Genomic DNA, 14,404 nt, shown 5'->3' on the forward strand with positions numbered 1-14,404 from the left:
GGCGGTTGCGGATGGTGTCGGCGAGCTTTTCCGCCAGCATGATGGTGGGGGCGTTCAGGTTGCCGCTGACGATGTCCGGCATGATGGAGGCGTCGACGACGCGCAGTGCCTCCAGCCCGTGGACCTTGGCCGCGCCGTCCACCACCGCCATGGGGTCGCTGCCCATCTTGCAGGTGCACGACGGGTGGTAGGCGCTTTCCACATGCTCGCGCACGAAGGCGTCGAGTTCGTCGTCGCTTTGCGCGTCCGGCCCCGGCGCCAGCTCCGGCCCGCGAAAGGGATCGAAGGCCTTCTGGGCGAAGACCTCCCGCGTTAAACGGATACCCGCCCGGAACTCCTGACGGTCGGCCTCTTGCGAGAGGTAGTTGAAGAAGATGCGCGGCGGGTCCTTGGGGTCGGCGGATTTCAAGGTGATCTCGCCGCGGCTCTGGGAGCGCATGGGCCCGACGTGGGCCTGGAAGCCGTGGTCGCCCGCCGGGTGGCTGCCGTCGTAGTTCATGGCGATGGGCAGGAAGTGGTACTGCAGGTCCGGGTGTTCGATGCCAGCGCGGCTGCGGATGAAGCCGCCGGCCTCAAAGTGGCTGGTGGCGCCGAGGCCCTTCTTGAAGAACAGCCAGTCGAAACCGATCTTCGCCTGGTTCCAGGGCTTCAGCGCCGAGTAAAGGGTGATGGGCTGGGTGCAGGCGTGCTGCACGTAGACCTCCAGATGGTCCTGCAGGTTCTTGCCCACCCCCGGCAGGTCGTGGACGACGGCGATGCCCTGCGCCGCCAGTTCGTTGGCCGGGCCGACGCCGGAAAGCAGCAGGGTCTGGGGCGAGTTGACCGCGCCGCCGCAGAGGATCACCTCCCGCTCGGCGCGGACCTCGACCACGGCGCGGCCCTGGGCAACTTCCACGCCCGTGGCGCGCCTGCCCTCGAAGAGCACGCGGGTGGTCAGCGCCCGGGTCCAGACCGTGAGGTTGGGCCGCTTCATCGCCGGCTTCAGGTAGGCGACCGCCGCGCTCCAGCGCCGGCCGTCATGGACGGTCATGTCCATGTGGGCGAAGCCTTCCTGCTGGAAGCCGTTCATGTCCTTGGTGACGGGATAGCCGGCCTGCTGTCCCGCCTCGATCCAGGCCTGGAACAAGGGGTTCTTGCAGGCGCCTGCCGAGACATGCAGCGGGCCCTCGCCGCCGCGGTAGGCATCGGCGCCGCGCTCGTAGGTCTCGGCCTTCCGAAAATAGGGCAGCACCTCGGCGTAGGACCAGCCCTTCAGCCCGCTCTGCGCCCAGCGGTCGTAGTCCCGGGCGTGGCCGCGCACATAGGCCATGCCGTTGATGGAGGAGGAGCCGCCCAGCACCCGTCCGCGCGGGCAGTAGAGCCGGCGGTTGTTCACATGGGGCTCGGGCTCGGAGTGGTAGAACCAGTTGTATTTGTCGTTGGCCAGAGGCTTGGCCAGGGCGGCGGGCATGTGGATGAAGATGGAGTTGTCCTGCCCGCCGCACTCCAGCACCAGCACCGAGACCTCCGGGTCTTCGGTGAGGCGGCTGGCCAGCACGCAGCCGGCCGAGCCGGCGCCGACGATGATGTAATCGAAAGTCTCGGAAGTGGACATGAGCGGAACTCTATTGGAGGGGTATCGAGGCCGGCCTCGCCCTTCGAGACGGACCTTCGGTCCTCCTCAGGGTGAGGCCAACCCCGCATCTCATGCTGAGGAGCCCCGAAGGGGCGTCTCGAAGCATGTGGAGCGAGCGACAGCGAGCGTCTCGAAGCATGGTGGCGCCCCTAGTATGGCGAGTCGACGCCGTTCATGGCGACATAGACGCTCTTCAACTGACTGTAGTGCTCGATGGCGGCGAGGCCGTTCTCACGGCCGATGCCGGACTGCTTCATGCCGCCGAAAGGCACGGCGATGGGCGTGATGTTGTAGGTGTTGATCCAGCAGGAGCCGGCCTGCAGCTTTGCGATCACCCGATGAGCGCGAGTCAGGTCGCGGGTGAAGACCCCGGCGGAGAGGCCGAACTCGGTGTCGTTGGCCCGCGCGATCACCTCGTCTTCGCTACCGAAGGGCAGAATGGTCATGACCGGGCCGAAGATCTCCTCGCGCACAATGGTCATGTCGTCGGCGCAGCCGGCGAAGATGGTCGGCTCGACGAAGTTGCCGCCGGCCAGGGCCGGGTCGGCGGGGCGCCCGCCGCCGACGGCGAGCTTCGCGCCCTCGGCGCGGCCCTTCTCGATGTAGTCCAGCACCTTCTCGGTGTGGTCCTTGGAAATAAGGGCGCCGACCTGGGTTGCCGGGTCCAGCGGGTCGCCGATCTTCAAGCCCGCCGTCTTCGCCACCAGCCGCTCCAAGAGCGCGTCGTGGACGCTTTCGTGAACGAAGACCCGGGTGCCGTTGGAGCAGACCTCGCCTTGCGTATAGAAGTTGGCGAGCAGGGCGCCATTGACGGCGTTGTCGATGTCCGCGTCCTCGAAGACGATGAGCGGCGACTTGCCGCCCAGCTCCAGGGTCACGGCTTTCAGGGTCTCGGCGGCATCGGCCATCACTTTCTTGCCGGTGCCCACCTCACCGGTGAGGGAGACCTTGGCGATGGCGGGATGGCGGACGAGCGCACGGCCGGTCTCGCCGAAGCCCTGCACCACGTTGAAGACGCCGTCGGGCAGCCCCGCCTCGGTATAGATCTCCGCCAGCTTCAGGGCGGTGAGGGGCGTCAGTTCCGCCGGCTTGAAGATCATGGCGTTGCCGCAGGCCAGCGCCGGCGCCGACTTCCAGCAGGCGATCTGCATGGGATAGTTCCAGGCACCGATCCCGGCGCAGATCCCCAGCGGCTCCCGCCTTGTGTAGGCGAAGTCGCCACCGAAGTCGTGGTGCTCGCCGTGCAGGCTGCCGGCGACCCCGGAGAAGAACTCCAGGCACTCGGCGCCGGAGACGATGTCGACGACCTCGGCCTCCTGGATCGGCTTGCCGTTGTCGATGACCTCCAGTTCCGCCAGTTCATCGTTGCGGGCGCGCAGGAGGCGGGCCGCCTCGCCGAGGATGCGCCCACGCTCGCTGCCCGCCATGGCCGACCAGCGCGCGAAACCCTCCTGCGCCGAAGCGACGGCGGCCTCCACGTCTTCCGGCCCGGCCTGCTGGACCGTGCAGATGACCTCGCCGGTGGCTGGGTTCAGGGTCTCGAAGGACTGGCCGCTCACCGCGTCGCGGTAGCCGCCGTGAATATAGAGCTTCTGTTCGGGCAGATTACGCATGGCGGGTTCGGTCACTCCCTGTCGAGAAAGCGGGCGACGTAGTCGCGGGCGATGGTCCGCGCGTCGTCGATGGTGAGCAGGCCGTCGGTCAGCGCGCAGCGCAGCCACAGGCCTTCGATCATGGCGGCGAGGCCGGCGGCGGCAAGGCCTGCCTCAGGCGCCGGCAAAAGCTGCTTGAAGGCATGGCGCAGGTTGCTGAGCAGGCGCCGCTCGTTGATCTTCTGGATGCGCCAAAGGCCGGGTACGGTGCGGGCCTCCGCCCAGAAGGCGAGCCAGGCGGAGACGGTCTCCGGGTCGCTCTGCTCGTCGGAGAAGTTCGCCAGGATGACGGCGTCGATGCGCTCCTCCGGCGTCCTGGCGGCCTTCAGCCGCCGCACGGTTTCCGTCCGCAGGTCCTGGGCGAGGGAGCGCATGGTGGCGGCCAGGAGGCCCGCCTTGTCGTCGAAGTAGTGGGCGACGATGCCGCCGGAGAGCCCGGCGTTGCGGCTGATGCGGGAGATGGTGGCGTTGGCGAAGCCCTGCTCGTGAATCGAGGTGATGGTCGCCGCGATGAGTTGGCGCCGCCGCAGATCCTCCATTCCAACCTTGGGCATGTCCGCACCGGCCTTCCGCACCGCAGAATAGGTTTTCAGGGACAGAAGTATTTTATTTTGATTGAACGTTCAATCAAAAAAACATAGGCTTGCCCCCGCAGATCGCTTAGTGCTTCGTTTCCGTCATGTATGGCCGGTCCGCAAGGGGCCGGACAGGGAAGCGACTGACGCGCAAGCCGACGAGGCAACAAGAAGAGACTGGAGGAGGCAAAGCCCATGCAGAGGAGAGTGCAATTCAGTGTGGCCGCGGCGGCGGCTGTGATGCTGTCGGCGGCCAGCGGCGGCGCCTGGGCGGCGGATCCCGCGGCCTGCAAGGAAGTGAGTTTCGCCGACGTCGGCTGGACCGACATCACCGCCACCACGGCGGCGACCTCGGTGGTCCTGGAGGGCCTGGGCTACGAGCCGGAGGCGGAGGTGCTCTCCGTGCCGGTGACCTACGCCAGCCTGAAGAACGGCGACATCGATGTGTTCCTCGGCAACTGGATGCCCACCATGGAGGGCGATCTGGCCAAGTACCGCGACGAGGGCTCGGTGGAGGTGCTGGGTGTGAACCTGGAAGGCGCCAAGTACACCCTGGCGGTGCCCAGCTACACGGCGGAAGCCGGCCTCAAGGACTTCGCCGACATCGCCAAGCTGAAGGACGAGCTGGACGGGGAGATCTACGGCATTGAGCCGGGCAACGACGGCAACCGCCTGATCCTCGACATGATCGAAAGCAATGCCTTCGGGCTGAAGGGCTTCGAGCTGGTCGAGTCCTCCGAGCAGGGCATGCTGGCGGAGGTGGCCCGCGCGGTGAAGCGCAAGCAGCACATCGTTTTCCTGGGCTGGGCGCCGCATCCCATGAACAACAACTTCGACCTGGTCTACCTCTCCGGCGGTGACGACGTCTTCGGCCCGAACTACGGCGGGGCCACGGTCTACACCAACGTGCGCAAGGGCTACACCGGCGACTGCCCCAATGTCGGCAAGCTGCTGACCAACCTGAAGTTCACCCTGCCCATGGAGGGCGCCATCATGGGCGCGATCCTGGACGAGGGCGAGGAGCCGAACGACGCGGCGACCACCTGGCTGAAGGCCAATCCGGATATCCTCGACGGCTGGCTGGCCGGCGTGAAGACCCTGGACGGCGGCGACGGATTGGCGGCGGTGAAGGCCCACCTCGGCCTGTAAGACACTTGCAAGAAAGCGTGTAAACTGGAAGCGGTCAGGCCCCCGGGCCTGACCGTTTCGCTGTTTCGGGGGCGCGAGAACAAAGGGGAGGCCTCGGCATGGATCTGCTTGAGGAATATAAGATTCCGCTGGGGAAATGGATCAGCAGCTTCGTCGATTTCCTGAACGAACACGCGGCCTGGTTCTTCAACTTCATCTCCGACGTGCTGGGCTTTCTCATCGAGGGCCTGATCGACGTCATGCAGGCGATCCCCGCCTTGGTGCTGATCGCCCTGCTGGCCGCGGGCGCCTACTGGCTGCACCGCTCGATCCATCTGGTTGTGGGACTGGTCCTCTCGCTGCTGCTGATCGTCAACCTGGGATACTGGGAGGAGACCATCGAGACCCTGGCGCTGGTGATCTTCGCCACCGCCACCTGCATGATCATCGGCGTGCCCATCGGCATCGCCTCGGCGCACCGCCCCTGGCTCTACACCGCGATCCGCCCGGTGCTCGACCTCATGCAGACCATCCCGACCTTCGTCTATCTGATCCCCACCCTGATCCTCTTCGGTCTCGGCGTGGTGCCGGGCCTCATCTCCACGGTGATCTTCGCCATTCCCGCGCCGATCCGGCTGACCTATCTCGGCGTCTCCTCGGTGCCCAAGACCCTGGTGGAGGCCGGCGAGGCCTTCGGCGCCACCAAGCGCCAGCTTCTCTGGAAGGTGGAACTGCCCCATGCCATGCCGACCATCATGGCGGGGCTCACCCAGTGCATCATGCTGTCGCTTTCGATGGTAGTGATCGCCGCCCTGGTGGGGGCCGACGGCCTCGGCAAGCCGGTGGTGCGCGCCCTCAACACGGTGAACATCGCCCGCGGCTTCGAGGCGGGCCTGGCCATCGTCATCGTGGCGATCCTCCTGGACCGCATCTGCAAGCAGCGCGACGTCAAGGCGAAGGAGCGCTGAGCCATGAGCGCGGAGGCAAACACCGTCGTCGACTTCCGCAACGTCGACATCATCTTCGGCAAGGAGCCGGAAAAGGCGCTCACCCTGTTGGACAGCGGCGCCAGCCGCGACGAGATCCTCGAGCGGACCGACAACGTGGTGGGCGTGGCCGGTGCATCTCTCGCCATCGAGGAAGGCGAGATCTGCGTCCTCATGGGGCTTTCTGGCTCCGGCAAGTCGACCCTGCTGCGCGCCGTCAACGGCCTCAACGACGTGACCCGCGGGTCGGTCATGGTGCGCGATGAGGCAGGTCTGGTGGACGTCGCCTCCTGCGACCCCGCCACCCTGCGCCGCCTGCGCATGAACCGGGTGGCCATGGTCTTCCAGCAGTTCGCCCTGCTGCCCTGGCGCACCGTCGCGGAGAACGTGGGCCTCGGCCTGGAACTGCGCGGCATGGACAAGGACGAACGCCAGGCCATCGTCGAGGAGAAGCTGGCCCTGGTCGGCCTGTCCCAGTGGAAGGACAAGTTCGCCCACGAGCTTTCCGGCGGCATGCAGCAGCGCGTCGGTCTCGCCCGCGCCTTCGCCACCGACGCCGACATCCTGCTGATGGACGAACCCTTCTCGGCCCTCGACCCGCTGATCCGCGACCACCTGCAGGATGAGCTACTGGAACTACAGCGCAGCCTCAAGAAGACCATCATCTTCGTCAGCCACGACCTGGACGAGGCGCTGAAGCTGGGCAGCCACATCGCCATCATGGAGGCCGGGCGCATCGTGCAGTACGGCGAGCCGGAGGCCATCGTGCTGGAGCCGGCCAACGACTACGTGGCCGAGTTCGTCGCCCACATGAACCCCTTGAACGTCTTACGCGGCGGCTCCCTCATGACACCGGTCGAAGATCTGAAACGCGAGGATGAGAGCGTGTTGCTGGACCGCGAGGGGCGCTTCCGCATCAAGCTGGACGACCGGGGCGCGCCCGCCTCGGTCACCCTGGACGGTTACCTCGGCCGCCTCATGGCCTATGACGAAGGTATGAAGGTAAACGACCTGCCGCCGACGGCGATGATCACCGCCCCCACCGACATGTCCATGCGGGTCGCCATCGAGCTGCGCCAGGCCACCGGCCATCCCGTCGCCCTGGTGGAGGACGGGCGCCTGGTCGGGGTCTGCGGCGACCAAGAAATCTATGCCGGCATCCTGCGCCAGAGCCGGGTCGCCGACAAACCGGTGGAAGCGGAGGAGGCCAAGGCGGCATCGTGACGATCACTCCGGATATTCAAGGCGTTCTCTTCGACAAGGACGGCACGCTGCTGGACTATCACGCCACCTGGATGCCGCTAAACCGGCAGGCGGCGCTGGTGGTGGCAGGGGACGACGCGGTGCTGGCGGAACGCCTGCTGGTGGCCTCGGGCTACGATCCCGCGACCGACACCTGCCGCGCCGACTCCATCCTGGTGAGCGGCAGCAATGACGACCTGGGCGCCTGCTGGGCGGAGATCGTCGGGGCCGACGCGCGGGCGCTCACCGACCAGGTCTCTGCGCTCTTCGAGGCGGGCGCCGGCGCGAGCGCCGTGGCGGTGCCGGGCCTGGCCGAGACCCTGACGGCCCTGATCGCCCGCGATCTGGCGCTCGGCATCGCCACCAACGACAGCGAGGAGGGCGCGCGCGCCAGCCTCGCGCCTTTCGGCGTGCTCGATCGCTTCGAGTACGTCGCCGGTTTCGATTCCGGCCACGGCGCCAAGCCGGGCCCCGGCATGGTGGAGGGCTTCTGCCGGGCCACCGGGATCGCGCCAACGGCCGTGGCTGTTGTCGGGGACAGCCGCCACGACATGGAGATGGGCCGCCGCGCCGGCGCCGGCCTGCTGGTCGGCGTGCTCACCGGCAGCGCCGCCCACGACGACCTCGCCCCCCACGCCCACCACGTGCTCGACAGCATCGCGGAGCTGGAGGCGCTGCTGGAAGAGGTGGCCGGCAGGCTGCGGGCTTAGCCCTCCCCCTCACCCAGCTCCGGCTAGGCTCGCTGCGCTCGCCAAGCCTGCGCAGCCCTCTCCCGCCAGGGGAGAGGGATTCTGTTCAACGTCTTCGTTTGCCCTCGCCCCTTGTGGGAGAGGGAGGGGCCCGCGTGAGCGGGAGGGTGAGGGGGACTTGTGTCAAATCCGCCTACAAAACCTCCCCGCCCAACTCCGGAAAGACCTTGGAGACCTTGCCCAGGAGGTAGTCGCCGTAGGTGCCGGTGAAGGCCTGGAGGTCGGCGCCGTCCCAGCGGGGGTCGCCGGGGCCGGTGTCGCCGATGGTGGCTTCCGGCGGCAGCGGTTTCATCGCGGCGGCGAAGTCGGGATCGAAAAAGAGCGGGAAGGAGAGGCGGTCGGTGCCGCTCTCGTTCAGCACCCGGTGTGGGGTCGAGCGGTACCAGCCGCCGGTCAGGCGGTCCAGCATGTCGCCGATGTTGCAGACCAGGGTGCCGGGCAGGGGCGGCGCGGCAATCCAACACTCCGGCGTTTTCACCTGCAAACCGCCGTGGCGGTCCTGGGCCAGCAGGGTGAGGAGGCCATAATCGCTGTGCTCGCCCACGCCCCAGGACTCCGGCGTCGTCAGATCGGCCGGCGCGCTGGCGGGGTAATGGAAGATGCGGAACAGGATAGTGGGGTCGGCGGTGTAGTGCCTCTCGAAGTAGTCCTCGGCGAGGCCGAGGCTGAGGGCCATGCCGCGCATCAGCGCGTGGCCGGCCCGCGTGGCGGCGGCCATGTAGGCCTCCACGGCTCCGCGCAGTTCCGGCGCCGCCTCCGGCCAGAGGTTGGCGCCGTGCAGCGGCCAGCCGGCGGCGACGCGGGGATGCTCCGCCGGCAGCTCGCTGCCGAAGTAGAGCCCGGCCTTCAGGTCCGGCCGGCCGGAGGTGAGTTCGCCGCCCAGCGGGAAGTAGCCGCGCCAAGCGCGTCCGCCCCGGGCCATGGCGTTGGCCTGCTTGCTCTCCTCCGGCAAGGCGAAGAAACGGCGGCTGGCGGCCTCTAACTCTGCCAGCACCGCCTGGCTCACGCCGTGGCCGGTGACGTAGAAGAAGCCGCTGGCGCGGCAGGCGGATCGGACCTCCAGCGCGACCCCTTCGCGCGCTGCCCGGTCGCCGCCGAACAGCGGCGCCATGTCGATGACGGGCAGGCGGGTCGCTGTGGAGAGGGTTTCGCGCATGGGTCCTGCGTGCTGGCGGAGTCCGGGGTTCTACGAGAGCTCTGCAATCCTGCGGCCCAAAACCCGCAGACGGCTCGGCCCTTCCCTGTTAGCTTAGGGGCAGGTTAGACCAATCACCCGGAGGTTTGCGAGATTTTGCGCGTGTCCTGGCGAATCCCGGTGCTGGCCGCCGCCCTTGGGGCGGCGCTCCTCCTGCCGCACCCTCCCGTCGCGGCCCAGCCCGCCGGGCCGGACGAGGTTTCCGGGGAACTGATGTACTCCATCTCGCCGGAAGAGATGGAAGTGCTGCTCGACGAAGTGGGGCTCGTCGTCCTGCAGAAGACCAGATCGCTGCAGTGGGCTTTGCTGGTGAGTGGCCGTGTCACGGCTGTGCTGACCTTCGTCGGCTGCAAGGAAGGCCGCTGTGAGGGCGCCAAGGTCCGGGCAGCTTGGCCCTTGGGTCAGCGTCCCTTGGCGCTGGCGGCGGTGAAGTCCTACGAACGCTCAGTCCCGATTGCTCATGTCGATCTTGTAAGGGCTGCAAGCGGCATGCTCCTGCTGGTCGGCCGGGACATCTGGATGCTGCCCGGGCGCACCGCCGCCAACGTGGCGGCGCAGCTGGCGCATGTCGAGGTTCTGGCGCAAAGCATGACGCAGCATCTAGAGAGCAGTGATCCGGGAATCGCCGAGTTCTGGAAACAGGCAAGGCCGTGATGAAGATCAAGGGTTTCGTCTGTCTGACGGCGCTGTTGGCCGCTGTGTTTGTGCAGGACACGGCTCTACAGGCACAGCCTGCCGCCCGCACCGACGCCAAGGCGGTCACTTCTGTCTCCTATCAGGAAGTTCAGCAGGCGCTGGCTGAGGCCGGCGTTCTGGATGTGCGCCTGCGCACGGTGGACCCCAACGCCCCGTCCTTTAGCGGACGGCACAGCCAGGCCGTGACCCTACAGGCGACGCTCCACGCCTGCGACACCGCCGCGCAGCGTTGCCGAGGGGTTGACCTGACCGCGCTCATTCCCGCGACGTCGCACCGGAATACGCAGGCCGCGATCGGCGTCATCGACCGCGTGACCTTCGGCATCGATGCCAAGAGGGTCGACATTGAGAACCGCCCGGGTGCCACTGCGGTGATGCTCTCGACCTATCTGGTCTACGACCACGGCGTCTCCGACCGGCTCCTTTCGGTCGTGCTGGATCAACTCGACAGTGTGATCAGCCAGTCGAAGGCGCTCATGCTAAGGGGCGATCCGGCGCACGCGGATCTCTGGGCCCGGCCGGATTAGCCGGCGGCGCGGCCGCGCCGGCCTCTGCGCCGTCCTTCGCTGCGGGCCGGGGCTTCCGGGATCGCGCCCAGGGGACCGGCCTGCTGCTGTTCGGCGCCCTTGGAGATCTCGCCCAGCTTGGCAATGACCGTCGCCATTTCCGGCGGCGATCCCCGTTCGTGGCTCTCCAGGGCAGCGCGCATGGCGCGGATGTGGTCCGGCGTGGTCCCGCAACAGCCGCCGATGATGCGCACCCCGGCGTCCAGCGCCAGGCGGGCGTAGTCGGCCATCAGCTCCGGCGTGCCGGTGTAGTGGATCTCGCCTTCCACGTACTCGGGGATGCCGCAGTTGCTCTTGGCGACGATCACGTCCTCTGGCGCCTTGGCCGCCTGCAGGTTCAGAAGGGCGGCCATCAGCTCCGAGGCGCCGGTGCCGCAGTTGCCGCCGAAGGCCAGGGGCGTCGGGTCCAACTCGTGTGCCAGCTTGGCGAACTGGGCCGGGGTCACCCCCATCATGGTGCGCCCGTTGGTGTCGAAGGAGAGGGTGAGGGCATAGGGCAGGCCGGCGGCCTTGGCTCCGGCCACCGCCGCCTTCACTTCGTCGACGGCGGAGATGGTCTCGATCCACAGCAGATCGGCGCCGCCGGCGGCGAGACCCTTGGCCTGCTCGGCGAAGGCCGCCGCGCCCTGGTCGACGGTCAGCGGCCCCAGCGGTTCGAAGAGGTCGCCGGTGGGGCCCATGGAGCCGGCGACGATGACGCCATCGCGCCCGCTCTCGGCGATGGCGCGGCGGGCCAGCTCGGCGGCCGCCTTGTTGATCTCGAAGACCCTGTCCTCGGCCTTGTGCAGTTTCAGCCGGTTGGCGGTGCCGCCGAAGGTGTTGGTCAGGATGATGTCGGAGCCGGCGTCGATGAAGCTGCGGTAGTGCTTCACCACGTCCTCCGGGCGCTCCAGGTTCCACAATTCCGGCGCGTCGCCGTGCTGCAGGCCCATGGCGAAGAAGTTGGTGCCCGTGGCCCCGTCGGCCAGCAGCCAGGGGCGGGTTTCCAGGAGGTCTGTCAGGCGGTCGGCCATAAACGCATCGGGGTCCTTTGACTGAGGGGAGGCGGACGATAGGCCCTTCGGTGGTTGAGGGCAAGACGGCGAAATCGCGTCCGGAACCTCCCCCTCACCCAGCTCCGCCTAGGCTCGATCTTCGATCTCACCAAGGCTTCTCAACCCTCTCCCGCGCTGGGGAGAGGGAACCCAATTGGGCTGCCTCACAAACCCTCTCCCCGCCGCGGGAGAGGGAGGGGCCCGCCCCCGAGAAAGAGCTTGGGTGGGAGGGTGAGGGGGCTTTGGTTACGACCTCATCCGTTCGTTGGTCGGGTCGTAGAGCGGCTTGTAGCCGACGGCGGCGACCTCGACCGGGAACTTCTGGTTGAAGTATTCGATCTCGAGCCGTCGGCCCTCCTCGCAGTAGTCCTGCGGCAGGTAGCCGAGGGCGATGTTTTTTCCGAGCGACGGGCCGTAGGCCAGGCTGGTGGTGTAGGAGCGCCGGCCCAGCGAATCGACCAGCACCGCGTCGGTCCTGGGGTCGACGATGGGGCAGTTGCCCAGCGGGAAGCGCGTCACGCCGTCCTTGTCGGTGCTGTCGGTGACCGTCAGCGTGCAGAGCATCGCCGGCTGCTGGGCGCGCTCGCGCTGTTCGAGGTAGGCTGTTTTGCCGTGGAAGTCGGCGGCCTTGACCTTCGGGCGGGCGAGCCCGGCCTCCACCAGGTTGTACTCGGTCAGCAGGTCGGCGTTCTGCAGGCGCAGGCTCTTCTCCAGCCGGCGGCTGTTGGCGTAGGTCTCGATCCCAATGGGGGTGATGCCGATCTCGCGGAACATGTCCCAGAGCGCCAGGCCGTAGGCGAGCGGGAAGTGAAGCTCCCAGCCCTGCTCGCCGACATAGGAGATGCGGAAACCCTTCACCGGCACGCCGCGCAGGGTGAAATCCTTGCTGGCGGCGAAGGGGAAGGTTTCCGGGTCGAGCCCGGCCGGATCGTCGGCGAGTTTCTTCAGGCTCTCGCGGGCATTCGGCCCCCAGACGCCGATGCAGCCGAAATGATCGGTCCTGTCCTCGACGAAGACCGACCATTCCTTGTCCTGGGTCATGCGGCGCAGATAGGTCATGTCGCGGTGGCCGGCATCGGCGCCGTCGATGACGCGGAAGCGGTCCTCGGCCAGACGCAGCACGGTGAGGTCCGCCTGAACGCCGCCAAGGGCATCGAGGAAGTTGGTGTAGACGCCCTTGCCCACCGGCGTATCGCCGGCGACCTTGGAGGAGGAGACGTACTCCATCAGCCGTTCGGCGTCTCGGCCCGAGACATCGAAGAGCGCGAAGTGGGAGAGGTTGACCATGCCGACGTTCTCGGAGAGTTCCAGGTGCTCGGCGTTGGAGACTCGCCAGAAGTGTCTGGAGTCCCACTCGTTCGGGCGCTCGGGCACGCGGTTGGCGTATTTGGCCAGCAGAGTCTCTTCGTTGGACGCGTAGCCGTGCGCCCGTTCCCAGCCGGCGATCTCCATGAAGTAGCCGCCCAGTTCCTTCTCCCGCAGATAGAAGGGGCTGCAGCGCAGGTTCCGGCCCTTGGAATAGGGCTCGCGGTTGTGGACCGGCGGATTGTAGATCTTGAACGCCGTCTCGAAGCAGCGGTCGTAGATGAAGGGTTCGGTCTTCTGGATCGGATAGTAACGGGCGTAGTCGATGCCATGGTGGTCGAATTCGGTGCGGCCGTCGGTCATCCAGTCGGCGATCAGCTTGCCCGTGCCCGGGCCGTCCTTGACCCAGACGGAAACGCCGTACCAGAGGCCGCGCACATCCGGCGACTCGCCGATGGAGGGCCCGCCGTCGGCGGTCACCTGCAGCAGCCCGTTGAAGGAATGCTTCTCGTTGTAGCCGAGTTCCCCGAGGATCGGCGTCAGCTCCATGGCGCGCTCCAGGGGCTCCATGACCTGCTCCATCTCCAGGTCGCGCTGGGAGGGGGAGAGGCGGGCCTCCTCCTTCTCCAGCAGGTCGCGCGGATGGACCAGGCGGGGCGCCTTCTCCTCGTAATAGCCCCATTCGATCTGGCCGCCCTCGGTGGTCTTCGGATCGCCGGTGTCGCGCAGATAGGCGGAGTTGCCCTGGTCGCGCAGCAGCGGATAGCCGATCTCCTTGCCGGTGCCCTCGAAGGTCGTGTGGGGCCCGAAGAAGGTCAGCGGATGGTCGACCGGCATGACCGGCAGGTCCTCGCCCGCCATTGCCGCGATCAGCCGGCCCCAGAGGCCGGCGCAGACCACGACATGGTTCGTCTCGATGTATCCGCGGGTGGTGTGGACGCCCTTGATGCGGCCGTTCTCGATGTCGAGGCCGGTGCAGGGCGTGTTGGCCAGGGTCTGCAGCTTGCCGCTTTCCTCGGCGTCGCGGATCAGCTCCCCGGCGACGACCTGGGAGCGCGGGATCACCAGACCGGCATCCGGGTCCCAGAGGCCGCCCTGGATGACGTCTTCTTCGATCAGCGGCATCAGCTCCTTGACCCGCTGCGCCGTGATCATCTCGACCCGGTTGCCGAAGGCGCGGCCGGAGCTGACCCGGCGTTCCAGTTCGCGCATGCGCTCGTCGTCGCCCTTGCGGGCCACCTCGATGCCGCCGATGCGCGCGTAGCGGCCGCGCTTTTCGAAGAAGTCGATGCTGTAGCGGGTCGTGAAGATGGTGATCTGGTCGTGCATCGTGTTGAAGCAGAAGTCCGAGGCATGACCGGTCGAGCCGATGTCCGTCGGGATGCCCGACTTGTCGATCCCGATGATGTTGTCCCAGCCCCGCTCGATCAGGTGATGGGCCACCGATGCCCCGACGATGCCGCCCTGTCCGATGATCACGACATCAGCGCTTTTGTGAAACTGCGCCATTGCTACCGTCTCCGTGTAAGTACCCAGGGCGGCCACGATTGACCTCTGCGTCGGGGCCGCCGGCAAGGGGCCCATTCTTTCCCGAAGGCGCCCGGCTGCTCCCAGTCTGCGCGACCGCAATTGTCGTATCACCGACACCTTTGTCTGCCACC

12 protein-coding genes are annotated in these 14,404 nt (G+C 67.3%); 6 read left to right on the forward strand and 6 right to left on the reverse strand.

What is annotated here, in order from left to right; genetic code table 11:
* The 3 genes from betA to betI form a co-directional block, all read right to left on the reverse strand.
* The coding region (betA, locus tag Q0996_RS16195; protein ID WP_299621954.1) for a choline dehydrogenase at positions 1-1,594 on the reverse strand (1,594 nt) is incomplete at its 3' end.
* A gap of 170 nt (positions 1,595-1,764) precedes the next feature.
* Positions 1,765-3,228 (reverse strand): betaine-aldehyde dehydrogenase, encoded by a 1,464-nt coding sequence (gene betB, locus Q0996_RS16200; RefSeq protein WP_299621957.1) that lies wholly within the window; start codon positions 3,226-3,228, stop codon positions 1,765-1,767.
* An 11-nt stretch (positions 3,229-3,239) separates the two neighbouring features.
* On the reverse strand, positions 3,240-3,821 hold the full coding sequence (betI, locus tag Q0996_RS16205) for a transcriptional regulator BetI (RefSeq protein ID WP_299621960.1): 582 nt from the start codon (positions 3,819-3,821) through the stop codon (positions 3,240-3,242).
* A 216-nt stretch (positions 3,822-4,037) separates the two neighbouring features.
* Between betI and Q0996_RS16210 the strand changes: the two genes are divergently transcribed.
* From Q0996_RS16210 to Q0996_RS16225, 4 genes are all read left to right on the forward strand, one after another.
* Positions 4,038-4,991, forward strand: coding sequence for a choline ABC transporter substrate-binding protein (locus Q0996_RS16210; protein WP_299621963.1), 954 nt, complete (start codon positions 4,038-4,040; stop codon positions 4,989-4,991).
* Between the two features lie 104 nt (positions 4,992-5,095).
* Positions 5,096-5,938, forward strand: a complete 843-nt coding sequence (choW, locus tag Q0996_RS16215; protein ID WP_367575671.1) for a choline ABC transporter permease subunit — start codon at positions 5,096-5,098, stop codon at positions 5,936-5,938.
* Between the two features lie 3 nt (positions 5,939-5,941).
* A complete protein-coding gene (gene choV, locus Q0996_RS16220; protein WP_299621969.1) occupies positions 5,942-7,180 on the forward strand; it encodes a choline ABC transporter ATP-binding protein in 1,239 nt (412 codons plus the stop codon).
* Positions 7,177-7,908 (forward strand): HAD family hydrolase, encoded by a 732-nt coding sequence (locus tag Q0996_RS16225; RefSeq protein WP_299621972.1) that lies wholly within the window; start codon positions 7,177-7,179, stop codon positions 7,906-7,908. The genes choV and Q0996_RS16225 overlap by 4 nt, the downstream gene beginning before the upstream one ends.
* A gap of 172 nt (positions 7,909-8,080) precedes the next feature.
* On the opposite strand, the gene Q0996_RS16230 is transcribed toward Q0996_RS16225, so the two are convergent.
* Positions 8,081-9,103, reverse strand: a complete 1,023-nt coding sequence (locus tag Q0996_RS16230) for an isopenicillin N synthase family oxygenase (RefSeq protein WP_299621975.1) — start codon at positions 9,101-9,103, stop codon at positions 8,081-8,083.
* Positions 9,104-9,244: 141 nt separating this feature from the next.
* Here Q0996_RS16230 and Q0996_RS16235 point away from each other — a divergent pair, with 141 nt between their 5' ends.
* The gene (locus Q0996_RS16235) at positions 9,245-9,796 is read left to right on the forward strand and encodes a hypothetical protein (RefSeq protein WP_299621978.1); all 552 of its coding nucleotides are present in this window, start codon (positions 9,245-9,247) and stop codon (positions 9,794-9,796) included.
* A complete protein-coding gene (locus Q0996_RS16240; protein WP_299621981.1) occupies positions 9,796-10,365 on the forward strand; it encodes a hypothetical protein in 570 nt (189 codons plus the stop codon). Before Q0996_RS16235 ends, Q0996_RS16240 begins: the two co-directional genes overlap by 1 nt.
* Here Q0996_RS16240 and bmt read toward each other — a convergent pair.
* Together bmt and Q0996_RS16250 are read right to left on the reverse strand one after the other, a co-directional pair.
* Positions 10,362-11,417 carry a betaine--homocysteine S-methyltransferase gene (gene bmt / locus Q0996_RS16245; protein ID WP_299621984.1) on the reverse strand — a complete coding sequence of 352 codons (1,056 nt, stop codon included), beginning with the start codon at positions 11,415-11,417 and terminating at the stop codon, positions 10,362-10,364. The genes Q0996_RS16240 and bmt overlap by 4 nt on opposite strands.
* Positions 11,418-11,684: 267 nt before the next feature.
* Complete coding sequence (locus tag Q0996_RS16250) at positions 11,685-14,252, reverse strand: FAD-dependent oxidoreductase (RefSeq protein WP_299621987.1); 2,568 nt, start codon at positions 14,250-14,252, stop codon at positions 11,685-11,687.
* Positions 14,253-14,404 lie beyond the last annotated feature (152 nt).

The sequence above is a fragment of the Pelagibius sp. genome, from assembly GCF_028289705.1.
Lineage (GTDB): Bacteria > Pseudomonadota > Alphaproteobacteria > Kiloniellales > Kiloniellaceae > Pelagibius.